Origin of the sequence: Dickeya sp. Secpp 1600 (assembly GCF_003049805.1) — a bacterium.
In the GTDB taxonomy this organism is placed as follows: domain Bacteria; phylum Pseudomonadota; class Gammaproteobacteria; order Enterobacterales; family Enterobacteriaceae; genus Dickeya; species Dickeya fangzhongdai.
Map to the genome: position 1 here is coordinate 4,730,711 of NZ_CP023484.1, position 17,285 is coordinate 4,747,995.

Annotated in this window: 17 protein-coding genes; 5 read left to right on the forward strand and 12 right to left on the reverse strand. The window is 57.7% G+C overall.

Features of this window, described 5'->3' with window-relative positions; all coding sequences use genetic code 11:
- Positions 1–49: 49 nt before the first annotated feature.
- The 5 genes from yigB to CPA59_RS21135 form a co-directional block, all read right to left on the reverse strand.
- Positions 50–766, reverse strand: coding sequence for a 5-amino-6-(5-phospho-D-ribitylamino)uracil phosphatase YigB (gene yigB, locus CPA59_RS21115; RefSeq protein WP_107760650.1), 717 nt, complete (start codon positions 764–766; stop codon positions 50–52).
- Positions 766–1,674, reverse strand: coding sequence for a tyrosine recombinase XerC (gene xerC, locus CPA59_RS21120; protein WP_107760651.1), 909 nt, complete (start codon positions 1,672–1,674; stop codon positions 766–768). The genes yigB and xerC overlap by 1 nt, the downstream gene beginning before the upstream one ends.
- On the reverse strand, positions 1,671–2,372 hold the full coding sequence (locus tag CPA59_RS21125) for a DUF484 domain-containing protein (RefSeq protein WP_038920488.1): 702 nt from the start codon (positions 2,370–2,372) through the stop codon (positions 1,671–1,673). Before CPA59_RS21125 ends, xerC begins: the two co-directional genes overlap by 4 nt.
- On the reverse strand, positions 2,369–3,193 hold the full coding sequence (dapF, locus tag CPA59_RS21130; protein ID WP_107760653.1) for a diaminopimelate epimerase: 825 nt from the start codon (positions 3,191–3,193) through the stop codon (positions 2,369–2,371). The genes CPA59_RS21125 and dapF overlap by 4 nt, the downstream gene beginning before the upstream one ends.
- Positions 3,194–3,281: 88 nt before the next feature.
- Positions 3,282–3,446: a lipoprotein gene (locus CPA59_RS21135; RefSeq protein ID WP_303313299.1), complete on the reverse strand. Its 165-nt coding sequence runs from the start codon at positions 3,444–3,446 to the stop codon at positions 3,282–3,284.
- A 77-nt stretch (positions 3,447–3,523) separates the two neighbouring features.
- Between CPA59_RS21135 and cyaY the strand changes: the two genes are divergently transcribed.
- A complete protein-coding gene (cyaY, locus tag CPA59_RS21140) occupies positions 3,524–3,844 on the forward strand; it encodes an iron donor protein CyaY (protein WP_038664732.1) in 321 nt (106 codons plus the stop codon).
- A 79-nt stretch (positions 3,845–3,923) separates the two neighbouring features.
- On the opposite strand, the gene CPA59_RS21145 is transcribed toward cyaY, so the two are convergent.
- On the reverse strand, positions 3,924–6,482 hold the full coding sequence (locus tag CPA59_RS21145) for a class I adenylate cyclase (protein WP_038920490.1): 2,559 nt from the start codon (positions 6,480–6,482) through the stop codon (positions 3,924–3,926).
- A 326-nt stretch (positions 6,483–6,808) separates the two neighbouring features.
- On the opposite strand from CPA59_RS21145, the gene hemC reads away from it, so the two are divergent.
- From hemC to hemY, 4 genes are all read left to right on the forward strand, one after another.
- Complete coding sequence (gene hemC / locus CPA59_RS21150) at positions 6,809–7,750, forward strand: hydroxymethylbilane synthase (protein ID WP_049854260.1); 942 nt, start codon at positions 6,809–6,811, stop codon at positions 7,748–7,750.
- A complete protein-coding gene (hemD, locus tag CPA59_RS21155; RefSeq protein ID WP_049854261.1) occupies positions 7,747–8,487 on the forward strand; it encodes a uroporphyrinogen-III synthase in 741 nt (246 codons plus the stop codon). The genes hemC and hemD overlap by 4 nt, the downstream gene beginning before the upstream one ends.
- Before the next feature lie 111 nt (positions 8,488–8,598).
- Entirely contained in the window at positions 8,599–9,726 is a 1,128-nt protein-coding gene (gene hemX / locus CPA59_RS21160) for a uroporphyrinogen-III C-methyltransferase (RefSeq protein WP_107760654.1), read from the forward strand.
- A 2-nt stretch (positions 9,727–9,728) separates the two neighbouring features.
- Positions 9,729–10,925 (forward strand): protoheme IX biogenesis protein HemY, encoded by a 1,197-nt coding sequence (hemY, locus tag CPA59_RS21165; RefSeq protein ID WP_107760655.1) that lies wholly within the window; start codon positions 9,729–9,731, stop codon positions 10,923–10,925.
- 632 nt (positions 10,926–11,557) lie between these two features.
- On the opposite strand, the gene CPA59_RS21170 is transcribed toward hemY, so the two are convergent.
- The 6 genes from CPA59_RS21170 to purB all read right to left on the reverse strand — a co-directional run bounded on the left by CPA59_RS21170 (position 11,558) and on the right by purB (position 17,007).
- Entirely contained in the window at positions 11,558–12,718 is a 1,161-nt protein-coding gene (locus tag CPA59_RS21170) for a M20 peptidase aminoacylase family protein (protein WP_038920496.1), read from the reverse strand.
- Between the two features lie 80 nt (positions 12,719–12,798).
- Positions 12,799–13,560: an amino acid ABC transporter ATP-binding protein gene (locus tag CPA59_RS21175; protein WP_038920497.1), complete on the reverse strand. Its 762-nt coding sequence runs from the start codon at positions 13,558–13,560 to the stop codon at positions 12,799–12,801.
- A gap of 9 nt (positions 13,561–13,569) precedes the next feature.
- The gene (locus CPA59_RS21180; RefSeq protein ID WP_038664688.1) at positions 13,570–14,241 is read right to left on the reverse strand and encodes an amino acid ABC transporter permease; all 672 of its coding nucleotides are present in this window, start codon (positions 14,239–14,241) and stop codon (positions 13,570–13,572) included.
- A 72-nt stretch (positions 14,242–14,313) separates the two neighbouring features.
- A complete protein-coding gene (locus tag CPA59_RS21185; protein ID WP_038920498.1) occupies positions 14,314–15,093 on the reverse strand; it encodes an amino acid ABC transporter substrate-binding protein in 780 nt (259 codons plus the stop codon).
- 13 nt (positions 15,094–15,106) lie between these two features.
- Entirely contained in the window at positions 15,107–15,631 is a 525-nt protein-coding gene (locus tag CPA59_RS21190) for a GNAT family N-acetyltransferase (RefSeq protein WP_100850273.1), read from the reverse strand.
- Between the two features lie 11 nt (positions 15,632–15,642).
- Positions 15,643–17,007, reverse strand: coding sequence for an adenylosuccinate lyase (purB, locus tag CPA59_RS21195; protein ID WP_107760656.1), 1,365 nt, complete (start codon positions 17,005–17,007; stop codon positions 15,643–15,645).
- Positions 17,008–17,285: the final 278 nt, after the last annotated feature.

Sequence of the window (17,285 nt, forward strand, 5' to 3'; positions counted from 1 at the left end):
GGATCGGAGACAAATTCCACTGGTTATCTATACAGTAAAAATAGCAGAATTATAGCAACGTGGTGAGCGATGCCAAGCTGAAAATTTCCACATGCGGCAGCAGCCGGGAATCGTGAATCTGCATCAGGTTGCCGTCACGCAGATTAATCCAGCAGGATTGTACGCCGCTGCGAATGGCGCCGGCCACGTCGGTGGTCAGATCATCCCCCACATGCAGCAGGTTATGCAACGGTAAATTCAGCCGTTCGGCGGCCAGTTGATACATATCATGCCAGGGCTTTGAGCGGCCATCCGGACCGGCGCGCAAAATAAACCGGAAATAATCGCCAAGACCGCAGGCGTGCGGATCGGCATTGCCGTTGGTGATCGCCACCAGCGGCCAGCGTTGCCCCAGCGCGCGTAATGTATCGTGGGTTTCCTGCGGCACGGCGATACGGCTGCGCCAGCGGGCGAATTCCGCCATCACTGCGTCCGCACCGGCGGCCGCCTCGTCCGGCGACATCCCCACCCGGGTCATCGCCAGATGTACGGAACGCCAACGCCAGTGCGTGACGTCGTGATAAACCTCCGGCTCCTGCGCCAGCAGTTCCTGCCGTAGCTGACGCAATCCTTCGCTGGTAAACGCCCGCAACCCAAGGTGATAGTTCTGCAAAAACCGCAACGACTCCAGCTCCGTTCGCCGGATAACCTCATAGTTGTCGTACAGGGTATCGTCCAAATCGAACGTGATGGCCTCAATCCGACCAAGCGGGCGATAAAAATACATCAGGATTTACCTCGTCTGGCGCGTGGGTGCGCGGCATCGTACACCGATGCCAGATGTTGAAAGTCCAGGTGGGTATAGATCTGGGTGGTGGAGAGGTTAGCATGGCCCAGCAGTTCCTGCACCGCGCGCAGGTCGCCGCTGGATTCCAGCATGTGGGTGGCAAACGAATGCCGCAACTTGTGCGGATGAACATGGCTGTTCACGCCCTGTTTGACGCCCCATTCGGCAAAGCGCTTCTGTACGTTGCGCATTGAAATGCGCTTACCGAGGCTGGAGATGAATATCGCGTCGTCTTCCGGCGCGTAAATATCCCGCACCGACAGCCAATTCCGTAGCCAGGTAACGGCGGTCGCACCGATCGGCAGCTTGCGTTCTTTACTGCCTTTCCCCATCACCCATACTTCGCCGCTGTCCAGATCGACGTGACCGCAGTCCAGCCCGACCAGTTCCGCCAGACGCAGCCCGGCGCCGTACATCACTTCCAGCATGGCGCGATCGCGCACCGCCAGCGGATCGCTGAGGTCGATATCCAGCAGGCGGCTCATTTCATCCACATCCATGTTTTTGGGCAGATGCCGACCCGCTTTCGGCGCCGGCACGCCGCGGGCAGGGTTGGCCTTGAGTTCGCCGCGGCCAACCAGCCAGTCAAGAAAGCTGCGTAACGCCGACAGACGCTGCGCCAGACTGGCGGCGTTCAGCCCGTCGCGCTTGCTGCGCGCCACCACCGCTCGCACGCCGGCAGCATCCAGCGCCTGCCAGTCGGCAACGCCGGACGCCGACAACATGTCGATAATCACCTGTAACTGATGGGCATAGCTGCTTTGCGTCAGCGGACTCAGTTGCCGCTCAACCCGCAGGTAACGCAGAAAGGCTTCGGCCGGCGCCGACAGGGGGGAATCGGGGTTCATAGGCGTTCAATCCATCGCTCCAGCAATACCGGGATAATCGTCGCCAGATGTTGCAACAGATCGGTGCCCATGCCGTCCTGATAGTGGTGGCTGTCGCGGCTGCTGAAAATCAGCAATCCCAGATCGCCGTTTTTTCCCATCAGCGACAGCGCCACCGAGCCGACATGGCGCGCCTGCGGCAACAACAGCAGCAGTTCGGGGCCGTTCAGCGTCCCAAGATAATGATGCCGTTCGCCCAGCCGCTGGATACGCAGCGGCTCAAACACCGTACGGTTAAGCGCCAGATGGGTAAAATCGGAAGGCGCGCCGATACGCCAGCGATCGGTAAACAAACGGATAGCCGCACCCGACAGCCCCAGTTTGCGCGCCCAGCGGTGCAGCCTGTCGAGCAATTCCTGCAACGACGCGGCGGTAGAGAGCGCCATCTGCAATTGCAATAGCTGGCTGAACAGTTCCTCGTTGCGGGTAGCCTGTTCCGTCAGCAAGGCGATCTCTTCTTCCAGATACTGAATGCGCTGGCGCTGGCGGGCGAGTTGCCACTCCACCAGCGACACGCTGCCACGCACCGGATGCGGAATGCGCATGGTTTCAGTCTGGTGAGAATGGCGAATGAAAAAGTCAGGGTGCTGGCGCAGGTACTGCAACACCAGATCGTCAGTCAGCGCCTGACGTTCAGCCTGCTCTTCCACGTTCTTCATAGATGCATAAACCCATCATAAACATGCGTAGCCGGGCCGGTCATAAACAGCGGGTGGCCGGGACCGTCCCAGTGAATCTCAAGTTCGCCGCCCGGCAGTTGCACTTTGACATCCGCCGCCAGCAGCCCCTGCTGAATCCCCACCGCCACCGCGCCGCAGGCGCCGCTACCGCAGGCCTGGGTTTCACCCGCGCCGCGCTCGAACACCCGCAACCGGATCAGGCCGGAGTTAACCACCTGCATAAAACCGACGTTGGCGCGTTCCGGAAAACGTTCGTGGCTTTCCAGCAGCGGCCCGAGCGTCTCTACCGGCGCAGTATCCACATTGTCCACCTGAATCACGCAATGCGGGTTGCCCATCGACACCACGCCGCACAGCACCGTGTGCTCGTCGGCACGAAAAATATAGGTTTTTTCCGGCTTAGCGGCGCGGAACGGCACCTGCTGCGGTTCGAAGTTGGGTTCACCCATATTCACCTGCACCAGCTCGTCTTCCGTCACCGACAACACCATACGACCGTTATGGGTGCTGACGTTGATCTCACGCTTGTTGGTCAACCCTTTCAGGCGTACGAAACGGGCAAAGCAGCGAGCGCCATTACCACACTGCGCCACTTCGCTGCCGTCCGCATTGAAAATTCGGTAATGAAAATCCAGTTCGGGATCGTAGGGCGGTTCAACGATCAATAACTGATCGAATCCCACCCCGCAATGCCGGTCCGACAGTCGACGGATCAGCTCCGGTGAAAAGTAGACATTTTGCGTCACGGCATCGACAACCATGAAATCATTGCCCAGACCGTGCATTTTGGAGAACTGCATTTCCTGACCCCGCTGCGTTAAACGGGTGCGGCAGAGACCCTGTCGCGACCCGCGAGATTACCCTCAATCACCCTGCGTACCGCGACGGCTACTGCCGGGCGGACGATGCTTGCGGAGCCTGGGTGTTTTGCTGCTGCGTTTTTTTAACCGGAGCCGGTTGCTCTGGCGGAAAATAAAGCGGGCCTTTCAAACCACAACCAGCCAGTGACATCACCAGCAATGCCAGCGCGCCCTGACGAAAAAGTGTTTTCATTTCGTTAAAACCTGTCATTCAGATACCTATGCTCTCTATAATCGCAGGTGGATCATGAAAATCAATAGGAATCGAATATGAACGATAGCGAGTTTCATCAATTGGCCGACGCGCTGATGCTGAAGGTGGAAGAAACGCTGGATCGATTTGATGGCGATGCGGATATCGATTACGAAACTAATGGCGGCGTGATGACGCTGAGTTTTGAGAACGGCAGCAAGATCGTGATTAACCGGCAGGAGCCGATGCATCAGGTGTGGCTGGCGACCAAAGGCGGCGGCTATCACTTCGACTATCAGAATGGCCGTTGGATTTGCGACCGCAGCGGCAGCGATTTCATGGCGCTGCTGGCGCAGGCCTGCTCGGAACAGAGCGGCGAAGACGTTTATTTCGATTAAAAAAGACTGCCATTTCGGCTAAAGCAGATTGGGGCGGTTAGCCCCAACTGTCATTCATCCTGGATTTCCCGCTCTGGAATCAGAGCATCTGCAAGCGCTGGCTCAGCACCAGATTCTTCTTGTCTTCAGACGATGGCGTGACGCACAGATGAGACAGCGCGCTGCTGCGGAACGGGATTACCTGCGTGCGGCCGTCCAACTGAACAATCTGATAGAACTGCGGCAGATTGAAATTGATGAAGCTGGAGCCGTAGGTAAAGCGGTCGTGCGACGAGGAATAGAAACGGCTGACGTCGCGCACCAGTTCTTCCTTGCTGCCTTCGCAATGGTGATAGACTTCCACCCGGTTCGACTCGTCCAGAATATAGATATTGAATCCCTGATTATCCTGTTGATCCTCAAAGAAGAACTGGATAATTCCCTCGCTGGCGACGCCGTCCACCACCGGAGGCAGATGGATATGGTTGGTTTCCACCTGAACCGGCAGCCCCTGCAGCTTGTTGTTGGAAATCGCGCCGTAGAACTCCACCGCGTTTTCCAGTTTCTGGGCCGATACGCTCAGGCGTTCGAAGAATAATCCCCAGGTCTCGCCCGCGACTTTCACCGCTTTGAAACGGCCTGGCTCCTGACGGGTGCTGGACAGACGCAGTTCAATACATTCGGACACCAGTTGCTGCACCCGGGTCCGGATCAACCCGCGCAGATGCTGGCTGTAGCAGAACACTTCCAGCGACTCCGGCAGCGCCGCGTCCTGATGCATTTTGCCAAGAATGGTTTTCAGCGCTTCCAGCATCGCCTGTTCGCCGCTGAAATGCAGAGTACGCACTTCATTCCAGGAATTGCGGTACAGCAAATCGATACTGCCGACCAGACACTGCTGCTGCTGGCCGAAGCTAAAGACGTCCAACTGACGGAAATCGAAGTGCACCACCTGATTGCGGAACGTCGCCGTCGGGTCATGCTCCAGATTGACGATAATCGCCAGATGACGAATCTCGCACGGGCTATACAGCGCTTTCGGCGTGGGAGCCGCCACCCGCAGCGGGAAGTGGCTGGACACATCCGACACCAGTTCCTGCAGCCGGGCGATATCGCACAACTCATGCCCTTTGATGTGCAGGCGGGTGGACGATGTCAGCAGGCCGTTGAAATAGGCCCAGGCCACCAGCTTGTTGAGATAGCGGTTATATTCCAGCGGCTGATGGCTGATGATGGCGTCCATCGACGGCGCCTGATTGTACAGATACCAGCCGGATCGATTAGCGCGTCCCGCCGGAACATAAATAAAGGTCAGATTCGTTTCCGACAGGTCGGGCGAAATCTGCGGGTTAACCAACGTAACCTTGCCCGGCAACGCCTCGAAAGCGGCATACAGTTTGCGGGTCAGCACCCCGATATCCTGCGGGCTGGCGCTGACGCTCAGATTATTGCGGCGGGCGAAACGGATCAGGTTGCGATAGCTCTGCATCATCGCATCCAGCAGCTCGTTATGCGCTTCGCGCACCTGCCCAATTTTCCAGTTGGCGCGATTGTCCAGCATCACCAGCCGTTCGTCGCTCCATCCCCATGCCTGCACCAGTTGCGTCAGGATTTGGCGGCGCCAGGCGGTACAGGCGCGCTCGCGGGAGAGCTTTTCACACACTTTGAGGTAGAAGCAGCGACGCACCAGATCCAGCCGGGTCTGGTCATTGATTGCGTTCAAATACTGGGTGACGCGCTCCAGCATCATGCAATAAGGGTCCAACCCGAAAGACACGATCTCGCCTTTATGCAGACGCGCTTTGATCTCGCTCGACAGCAGACGGGTATTGGGATATTCCCAGGAGTAGGCTTCCAGCAACAGGGTTTTCAGCACCGCCTTGTAGGGCGAGTCGATGCTTTTATACAGCTGCCACAGGCTGGCGCCAAAGTACTCTTCCGCCGACAGCGCGCTCAGCCCGCCCAAATCCAGCCATTCGTTCGGCGCCAGCGCGCCGCGGGCATACAGGGAAAGCACGAATTCATCATAATTGGCTTCCTCTTCCACCGGCACCATGTTCCACAGAATGCGCTTGCCCGCCATGCGCACCGCGGTGCGGTAAAATTCGTCCAGCAGCAGGATATGCTGAGTGGAGCCGCAATCCTCGCCGCCGAGGCTGCCGCTCTCGTTATGGCGGAAGCGGTTTTCATCCATCAGGAAGAAACTGACGTCGACACCTTGCCCGGCCGCCCATTTTTCCAACAGCGAACATTTCTGCTGCAGCCGCTGGCGCTCTTCGCTGTCCAGCCAGGATTGATGGCAGACCCAGATATCGAGATCAGAAGTACAGCTCTGCCCGATGGACGAGGTGCTGCCCATGGAGTAGACGCCGGTGATCGGCAGTTCGCCCTTGCGATCCGGCACAGACAGCTCGCCCCAGCGCAATTCCACGCCGTCGAGGTAGTGCTGCTGTTTTTCATCGGGGGAGAAAAGACAAATGCCGTGCGGAACCTTGCCTTCCAGATAGCCAGGCATCAACGGGTGATGATGATGTAATAAAACTGGCAAAAGACTGTAAACCTGCTGAAAAGCGGGTTTCATTGCTTCCAGAGCACGATCCACACGCAGTTGGTTGATCGCATCCAGTCTTTGCTTCAGTGTCTCGATGTAGAAGTACAAGACGTTTCGCCTGCTTATCCCAGTGCCTATAAAGAAGCCGTTGTTTCCCCAACCTGTCCAGAATAGATATTAGAAGAATGGCGGGCAGATTATTGCTGGAAACGTGATCAATTTAACACCTTGCTGAAAGGGCGTAAAGAAACTAAAGAAAGTCAGATTTGTTTATTGATGCTTCAGCGTTGAACATATTATCGCCGTTTTTGCCGCGCCCGGCTATCCCCCGACGGGGTTTTGTCGTTCCCTTCCCTCATCACGACGGCCGGGCAACTGACACCGGCTCGCCTTCAATGGTACGATGGAAAGAAAGGATCAGAACGGTATCAAGCATGGTAGACACTATTCTAAGAATCGCCACCCGACAGAGCCCGCTGGCGCTGTGGCAGGCCCATTTTGTTCAGCAACGACTCGAAGCCTGCCACCCCGGCTTGCGGGTAGAACTGGTACCGATGGTCACCCGCGGCGATGTGCTGCTGGATACGCCGCTGGCCAAAGTGGGCGGCAAGGGATTGTTTGTCAAAGAACTGGAACTGGCGCTGCTGGAAAACCGTGCCGATATCGCGGTGCACTCAATGAAGGATGTGCCGGTCGAATTCCCCGAAGGTCTGGGGCTGGTCACCATCTGCGAGCGCGACGACCCGCGTGATGCCTTTGTCTCCAACCATTACGCCACGCTGGATGATCTGCCTGTCGGCGCCTGCGTCGGCACCTCCAGCCTGCGCCGCCAGTGCCAATTGCGCGCCCATCGCCCGGATCTGGTGGTCCGCGATCTGCGCGGCAACGTCGGCACCCGCCTGTCCAAACTGGATAACGGCGACTACGACGCCATCATTCTGGCGGTCGCGGGGCTAAAACGCCTTGGTCTGGAAGATCGTATCCGTACCGCGCTTAGTCCGGAGCAATCGCTGCCGGCGGTCGGTCAGGGCGCGGTCGGCGTGGAGTGCCGGCTGGACGATGCCCGAACCCGCGCGCTGCTGGCGCCGCTGAACCACGACGATACCGCAACGCGCGTACTGGCCGAGCGCGCCATGAATACCCGGCTGGAAGGCGGTTGTCAGGTTCCGATCGGCAGCTACGCCGAACTGCAGGACGGCGACACGCTGTGGCTGCGTGCGCTGGTGGGCGCGCCGGACGGCAGTCGCATTATTTACGCGGAACGTCGTGGGCTGCGTCAGGATGCCGAACAGCTTGGCATCGCCCTGGCGGACGAACTGCTTGAACGCGGCGCACGCGACATCCTGCAATCCGTTTATGGAGCAGCCTCGTCATGACGATTCTGGTTACCCGTCCCTCTCCTGCGGGTGAGCAGTTGGTAGCCCGTCTCAGAATGGCAGGCCTGCAGGCCTACCACAGTCCATTAATCGAATTTTCTCCGGGCAGCGAATTGCCGCAACTGCCCACCATGCTGCAAGCGCTACGCCCCGGCGATCTGATCTTCGCCCTGTCGCAGCAGGTTGTGGAATACGCTGACCCGGCGCTATCACGCGCCGGAACCGGCTGGCCCAAAACGCTCACCTATTTTGCGGTGGGGCGCTCCACCGGGCTGGCGCTGCATACCGTCAGCGGTTTGCCAGTGCTCTACCCGCCGGAGCGCGCGACCAGCGAAACATTATTGCAGTCGCCGGCGCTACAGCAGGTAGCGGGCAAACAGGCGTTGCTGCTGCGCGGCAACGGCGGCCGGGAACTGCTGGGCGATACCTTGCAGCAGCGCGGCGCGCAGGTGCGTTACTGCGAGTGCTATCAACGCAATCCGGTGGTTTACGACGGCGCGGAACAATGCCAGCGCTGGCAACATCTCGGTATCGATACGCTGGTGATCACCAGCGGAGAAATGCTGCAACAGTTCTATACTTTAGTGCCTGATTATTATCGAACTACCTGGCTACCGGGTTGCCGGGTCGTCGTCGTCAGCGAGCGTCTGGCCGAAATGGCCCGCGAACTGGGCTGGCGTGACATTCGGATCGCCGATAACGCGGATAACGATGCGCTGATGCGGGCGCTGCAATAACGCAGCGGATGTCGTTATGCAACTGATACCGTTACACAACTAACCAGATAGTAAACTAACCAGATAGTAACCCGGACAATTACCATTACCCTGATCATAGGATGTACTCATATGACGGAACACATTACCTCCTCAACGCCCTCCGAAGAGGTGGTCGAACGGGCTGAACCCACATCTCCGCAAAAATCGCCGCCCTCCTCCGGTGCGTCGCGCCACGGTCTTGTGCTGGGCGCCATCGCCATCGTGGTTTCGCTGGCGCTGAGCGGCGGCGTCTATTATTACGCCCACCAGCAGATGACGCGTCAGAGTACCGCCCTGACCCAATTGCAGGAGCAACTCGCTGCGCTGCAAAAACAGCAATCACAGGCGCAGCAGCAGTGGCAACAGACGCTGGACCAGCAGGCCAAAGCCCTGAGCGCCGATGAGCAACGGCTGGCGACCCTGACCCGGCAGGCTGGCGAAATGCAGGAAAAACTGGCTACGCTCGCCAACAGCGACTCCAAAACCTGGCTGCTGGCGCAGGCTGATTTTCTGGTAAAACAGGCCGGGCGCAAGCTGTGGAGCGATAAAGACGTCACCGCCGCCGGCGCCTTGCTCAAAAGCGCCGACGCCAGTCTGGCGGACATGAACGACCCCAGCCTGATCGACGTGCGCCGGGCCATCACTCACGATATCGGCATGCTGGCCGGCGTCAGTCAGATCGATTTCGACGGCATCATCCTTAAAGTGAACCAGTTGGCGGATCAGGTGGACAACCTGCGGCTGGCCGATACCGACACCGACGAAGCGCCGATGGAAGAAAGCGACTCGACGTTGTCGGCCTCACTGAGCGAATGGCGGCAGAACCTGAGCAAGAGCTGGCACAACTTCCTGTCGGACTTCATCACCATTCGTCGCCGCGACGACAGCGCCGAGCCGCTGTTGGCGCCGAATCAGGATGTGTATCTGCGCGAAAACATCCGCTCGCGCCTGCTGGTCGCCGCACAGGCGGTACCGCGCCACCAGAACGAAACCTACCGGCAGTCGCTGGAAACGGCGGCGACCTGGATACGCGCCTACTTTGACGAAAGCGATCCGACCACCAAAGCGTTTCTGGACCAGTTGGACGCACTGAGTCAGCAGTCGGTAGCAATGGATGTACCGAATGAACTGCAAAGCCAGCCGCTGCTGGACAAACTGATGCAAACCCGAGTCCGTAACCTGCTGGCGCAGCCATCCGCCAAACCACAGGAGGGCTGAACATGCTGAAGGTATTTCTGCTGTTTGTGGTGCTGATCGCCGGCATTGTGGTGGGGCCGATGCTGGCCGGCCATCAGGGTTACGTGCTGATTCAGACCGACAATTACAACATTGAAACCAGCGTCACCGGGCTGGTGATCATGCTGGTGTTGTTTCTGCTGGCGTTTCTGGCGGTGGAATGGCTGCTGCGGCGAGTGTTCCGCACCGGCGCCCGTACCCGCGGCTGGTTCATCGGCCGTAAACGCACCCGGGCGCGTCAGCAGACCAAAGCCGCGCTGTTGAAACTGACCGAAGGCGACTATCTGCAGGTGGAAAAACTGCTGACCCGCAATGCCGACCACGCGGAGCAGCCGATGGTGAACTACCTGCTGGCGGCGGAAGCAGCCCAGCAGCGCGGCGACGAGTTCCGTACCCGGCAATATCTGGAGCGGGCGGCGGAAATCGCCGACACTCATCAGTTGCCGGTGGATATCACCCGCGTGCGCATTCAACTGGCCCGTAACGAAGACCACGCCGCCCGCCACGGCGTAGACCGTTTGCTGGAAGTGGCGCCGCGCCACCCGGAAGTCCTGCGCCTGGCGGAACAGGCATTCCTGCGTACCCACGCCTACAATGCGTTGCTGGATATCCTGCCCGCCATGCGTAAAACCCGCCTGCATGACGAATCCCATCTGGATGAATTGCAACAGCGCGCCACCATCGGCCTGATGGATCAGGCCATGGCGGAAGGCGGCAGCGAAGGGTTGAAACAATGGTGGAAAAATCAGCCGCGTAAAGTGCGTCAGGCGCTGCCAATGCAGGTGGCAATGGCCGAACGGCTGATTGTGTGTGACGACCACGTCACCGCACAGGACATCATTGTCGACGGGCTGAAGCAGCAGTTTGACTACCGGCTGGTGCAGCTGATCCCCCGGCTCAATGCCGGCCAGCCGGAACCGCTGGAAAAACTGTTGCGTCAGCGTCTGAAACAGCACAGCGATGATGCGCTGTTGCACAGTACGCTGGGGCAGTTACTGGCGAAGCATGGTGAATGGCAACAGGCCAGCGATGCCTTCTCCGCCGCACTGGCGCTGCGACCGGACGCCTATGACTACGCCTGGTGCGCCGACGCGTTTGATCGCCTGAAGCGCCCTGAAGACGCGGCCCGCATGCGGCGTGACGGTTTGTTATTGACGCTACAATCGCCCCACGACGCCTGACCGGCCCGAACCGGCGCGCTCCAGCGCCGGTCTTCTCTCCCTGATAACACGATCTGATAACGCTATGATTTAGCAGAATAATGGCGAAAAAAAACGCTTGCCGACCAGCGACAAGCGTGCAATAAAAATCAGGTCTGAAAGACAACTTTAAGGTGCCCCACTCAACGTTACGTCCAACAGCGATGAAGCAGCACTTCATCAATAATCGGACGTTAGGCACCGTAAATGGCTCTGCGTCATTCCCAGGTTTATGAAGCCGAAGCAAGCATAGAAGGTGGAATGAGCATCTACACCTCTAATAAAGCATGAATGATGCCAACTTCACAGAAAACCAGAATAAAAAATGCTACTCATTGATAAATAAGTAATTAAATACAAATCACTGCTTAATTCCCGCATAACTAACCTGCTGAAAAATCAGGCATTCCTCACCAATACTGTCGCTAATCAGAGACGCTACCAACACCGCCGTTTATATTCTTTAAAATTCAACCAGTTATATGTCTCTCTTTGACGACACGAATACACCCGAACTGTCGCCGAAAAGCCACAAGTCGCCTTTCGCTGACGACTCAAACCAAACGGCCACGGATAACCGTGGCCGTTGTCATGGATAGGATGCTGACGGGTAATCAGGCGGTCTGCGACAGCTGTTCCAGGCTCTGCTTCGCCAGCTGATACAGATAGTGCGCGGTGGGGAACAGCGCACTATCATCCACCCGGAATTTGGGGTGATGCAGCGCGTAAGGGCCGCCGGAGCCTACCATCATAAAGGTGCCCGGCAGCTTCTGCTGGTAGAACGCAAAATCTTCGCCGATGGGGCTGGCTTCGACGCGACGCGCCTCAAACCCTTCGTCATCAGCGACCTGCAGCGCAAAATCCACCCAGCGCGGCGTGTTCACCACCGATGGCGGCCCGGCGTGCCAGATAAACTCGATTTCCGCGCCAAAGGTGCTGGCGATACCGGCCACAATCTGGCGGAAACGCTGTTCAATCAGGTCGCGTACCGCCTGACTGAAGGTACGCACCGTTCCTTCTACGTAGGCGGTATCCGGAATGACGTTCCAGGTGCTGCCGCTATGTACCTGAGTGATCGACACCACCGCATTATTATCGGACGGCACGGTGCGGCTAATAATGGTCTGCACCGCGGAAATCAGCTGCCCCAGAATAATGATCGGATCATTACCTTCGTGCGGTTTGGCGGCGTGACAGCCTTTAGCGGCAATCTTGATTTCAAAACGGTCCACCCCGGCGGTCAGCGCGCCGTCTTTACCGCCAATTACGCCGACCGGCAGCGTTGGGTCGTTATGAATGCCAAAAATAGCGGTCGCGCCGTCCAGCGCGCCGACTGCGATCACTTCCGGCGCACCCAGCCCGGTTTCTTCGGCCGCCTGAAACAGAATACGCACGGTACCTTTCAGCTCCGGCTCGATACGTTTGAGCAGAATCGCCGCACCCAGCGCCGCCGAAGAATGGAAATCATGCCCGCAGGCGTGCATCACACCGGTATTTTTCGAACTGAATTCGACGCCGGACTCTTCTTCAATCGGCAGGGCGTCGATGTCGGATCGCACCACCACCAGCGGGCCGTCCTGTAGACCGCCTACTTCCGCCACCAGACCGGTTTTCAACGGCAGGTCAAGGATGCGAATCCCCTCTTTTTCCAGCACGGCGCGAATTTTCCGCGTGGTTTCAAACTCCTGATTAGACAGCTCCGGATGCTGATGCAGATCGTGCCGGAACGCCTGAATAAACTGTGCCAACGGCTCATGCTGGGCATGCACTTTCATGTAAGGTCACTCCTCTTTTTTTCAGCCCTGTCTGACAGGGCGGCCCGACGAGTCGAGCCTGCAGGTGAATACGTTATCGATCAGATATCGAACTCTGATGGTTCCTGAATGTTAGTCAGCTGTCGCAGGAAGCGGCGGGTCTGCGGGTTGTCGGAGAAACTGATCACTTTCTCCGCCGGCCCTTGTTCCACGATGTGCCCGTCGGCCATGAAGATCACCCGGTCCGCCACCTCTTTGGCGAACTGCATCTCATGGGTCACGATCACCATGGTGGTGTTCTGCCCCGCCAGTTTCTGGATAACCTGCAGCACTTCATGCACGCGTTCCGGATCAAGCGCCGAGGTCGGCTCATCAAACAGAATCGCCTTCGGATCCACCGCCAGCGCACGGGCAATGCTAACGCGCTGCTGTTGGCCGCCGGACAGCGTCACCGGGTACTGATGCGCCTGCGGCAGCAGCCCCACCAGCTCCAGCAGCGACAGCCCAATCTCGTCCGCCTGCTTTTTCGGCATCTTCTTCACCACAATCAGGGCTTCGGTGATGTTTTCCAGCGCGGTCTTGTTCTTGAACAGGTTGTAATTCTGGAACACCATCGCCGTCTGACGTCTAAGCGCATACTCTTCCTTGCCGGTATAACGGCTGGTATCCAGCGACTGATCGCCGATGGTAATGGTGCCGGACTCTGGCTTTTCCAGCAGATTCAGGCAACGCAGCAGGGTGGACTTGCCTGAGCCGGACGGCCCGATGATTGCCACCACCTCGCCCTGGGCGATATCCAGACTGATGTTGTTCAGCACCACCTGGTCGCCAAAACGTTTAGTCAGATTTTTTACGCTAATCATGTCGGCTCCTTAACGCTGCCGTGAATGGCTCAGTTTCTTCTCCAGTTGCGACTGCAACCAGGAGTAAACCATGATGAGCAGCCAGTAAATCAGCCCCACCACCAGGAAGGTTTCGAAGAAGCGCAGCGATTCGGCGGCGATCATCTTGCCTTCGGCAAACAGTTCCGAGACACCGAGCGCAAAGGCCACCGAGGTGTCTTTGATCAGCGAAATAAAGGTGTTGCCGGTAGCAGGCAGCGCATTGAGCATCGCCTGCGGCAACACGATGCGGCGGTAAATCTGTGCCTTGTTCATCCCTACCGACAGGCCGGCTTCCGTTTGCCCGAAATCCACCGACGCCAGCGCCGCCCGGAAGATCTCCGCCATATAAGCCGAGTTTTTCAGGCTAAAGCCGATAATCGCCGCCGTCATGGCGGACAGGCCGTTAAGCGATGGAAACAGCTGCGGCAACCCGAAATAGATGATGAACAACTGAACCAGCGATGGAATACCGCGAAACAGCGAGATATACAGTTCCACCAGTTTCGTCACCACAACGAACCGGCTCTCGCGAACCAGCGCCAGCACCAGTCCCAGCACGATGGCAAACAGCATCGACACCACCGCCAGCAACAGCGTGGTGGGCAAGTACATCAACACCTGGGGAAAAACTTTCAGCAGGTAGGAAAGATCGATATTCATGGGCCATACCATTAACACTGACGCCAGCCGCAAATCAGGCTGGCGTCACAGGAGTTGAGCGAGCAGGCAGGGTTATTTACCCGCCGTAATGTCCTCGCCGAAATATTTGACGGACAGGGCTTTCAGTCGGCCATCACTGCGCATTTTGTTCAGTTCGTCATCAAACTTCTTACGCAGTTCGTCGCCTTTCTGATCTTTATGGAACGGGAACCCAACCTGCTCCACCACCAGCGGCTCACCCACCAGCTTGAACGGCAGGTTGCGCTTGTTGATTTCCGCCAGCAGGATCGGGCGGGAGTTGATGTAACCTTCAACGCGTTTGGCCAGCGCATCGCTCATGGCGCCATCGCGGGTTTCATAGGTACGAATGTTGACGCTGCCGTCGGCAAAGGCTTTTTTCAGGTTGTTGACGTGGTTGGAACCCAACACGCCCGCCACGGTTTTGCCTTTCAGGTCATCCAGCGTATTGATGTTGGCGTTGTCTTTATGCGTGACGATCTGGCTGCCGTAGTAGCTGTATGGCTGGGAGAAGCTGTATTTCTCCTGGCGCGCCGGGGTAATCGCCACCACGTTGGCGATGGTGTCCAGCTTGCTGGCTTCCAGTTGCCCCATCAGGCCGCTGAAATCCGCCGTCACCCATTCAACCTTATAATTCAGATCCTTGGCGATGGTTTCCGCTACTTCCACATCAAACCCGACCAGCTTGTTGTCCTGTTTGAACGAACTCGGGTAGCTCTGCCCGGTGGCGCCGATGCGCAGCACCTTCTCACCGCTGTTCTGAGAATCGCAACCTGCCGCCAGAATGACCGCAGACAAAGCTAATACAGGGAGGATAATTTTTTTCATAGTCATCGAATAACGCCTCTTAGGGGTGTTTCTTTTCCCAGTGATGATAAAGGTCCTGATCCAGGACTTTTCGCATGTAAATCGTGAGGTGTCCTTTCCCTAAATCCGCCTGGCCGACTTCCTGAAAGCCATATTTTCGGTACATATCCAGCAACCAGGGATGCTGTTTGGCGGTGCCCAGCGTCACGGCGGGCGCTTTTAACTGCTCTTGCAGCACCGCCTGCTCCAGCCAGTCCAGCATCTGTTTGCCCAGTCCCTGTTGTTTGAAGTCCGGATGAGTGGCGAACCAACCGATGTGCGGCAACCCGTACGGACCGGGATTCGGCCCCCACGGATAACGAATAGTGACCGACGCGGCCAGACGCCCGTCTTTCTCCATCACATACACGCCGTTGCTGCGCAGATGACGGCGCACCATGTCGATGTCGGCGTAGGCGGCGTCAAACTTGATGCCCAGCTCGCGCACCGGCGCATAAGCGGCCAGCGCCAGCGCCAGAAACGCTTCATCGTCCGCAGACGTAGCCTGACGAAATACGGTACTCATGGCGTCTCCCGTCACTCGGCCAGCAGGCCGGTGCCATCCGCGTACCGGATAACCTCATCGACTTTCTGCGGCGCGCTGCCGACATAGTTCGCCGGATCCAGCCAGGCATCCAGCGCATTCGCCGTCAGGTGCTGCGACAGAACCGGATGCTCCAGCAGCAGCGCTTTGAACTCGCGGTTCTGCTCAAATGCCGCCATTGAGCACTCGTACACCAGGTGATGGGCCGTCTGCTTGCCGAGCAGCTTGCCGATTTCAAACATCACCTTTTCCGACAGCAACAGGCCGTTTTGCAAATCAAGATTGGCGCGCATCTGCTTTTCGTTCACCGACATACCGCGCAGGATGCCAAGCGCGTTCTGCAACTGCGCCGACAGATAGATGTTGATTTCCGGCAACGCGATCCACTCCGCACGCCAGCTCATGGCGTCACGCTCGTGTTCGACTTTCATCGATTCATGGATCAGAGCGGCGCTCTTGAACAGCGGCGCCGTCAGGCTGGCCAGCCCTTCCAGCGCGGCCGGATTGCGCTTGTGCGGCATGGTGGTGGAACCGATCTTCCCTTCGGAGAACGGTTCTTCGATTTCGTTGATTTCGGTACGCATCAGGTTGTACAGCTCGTTGCCGATCTTACCGAGCGTACCGCTGATCAGCACCGCCACCGACGCGTATTCCGAGAAACGGTCACGGGCGGACTGCCAGCCGATATTCGGGGTATTCAGACCCAGACGGGTCAGGGTGTGGCGTTCGATTTCCGGCCCCAGCTCGCCAAAAGAGGCGTAGGTACCGATGGCGCCGTTGATGTTGCCTACCAACACCCGATCGCGGATTTCATTCAGGCGTTGCAGGTGGCGCACAAACTCGTCCAGCCATACCGCCAGCTTGAAACCAAAGGTGGTCGGCAACGCCTGCATGCCGTGGGTACGACCGGTCATCAGCGTATGCTGGTGTTTCTTCGCCAGTCGTTTCAGTTCGATAGCCACCAGACGGGTGTCGCGCACCACAATGTCGAATGCCTGACGCAGCTGCAATACCGTGGCGGTATCCACCACATCCTGCGTGGTCACGCCGTAATGGATGTATTCGCCGGCTTCGCCGCACTGTTTCTGGATGGCGGCGATGGTCGGCATCAGGGAATGCTTCATGCGCACCGCATCCTGGGCGATCTCTTCAATATTCAGTGCGCTGGCGTTGGCGTGGGAAGCAATGGTGCTGGCCGCGTCCTGCGGGATGACACCCAGATCGCCTTCTGCCAGCGCCAACGCGATTTCCACGTCAACCTGGCGGGTCAGGCGATTCTGCTCTGACCATACGGCGCGCATTTCTGGTGTGCCAAAGTTATTTCCAATAAGAAGAAAATCAATCAGATGTGATGCCATAACTCACTCGTTTACATTGTAATAATGGGGGAAAGAGAGGCGGGTCAAGACGACGCTGTTGTTTGTTGGCGACTATATCACTGGCGATATTCCCGCCTATATACCCGATCGATCTAAGATATTCTTTATTGTTTTATGATTTCGCTCACAATTACTTCATCCGAAACGATGCAATCCGTCTAATTTCTGTCGGGTTACTATTTAGGCTGTCTTGTACCCAATGCAGATGTACAAACTGCGTCACTCGCATACGGCACGGTATAGGGCCGTGGTTCCGG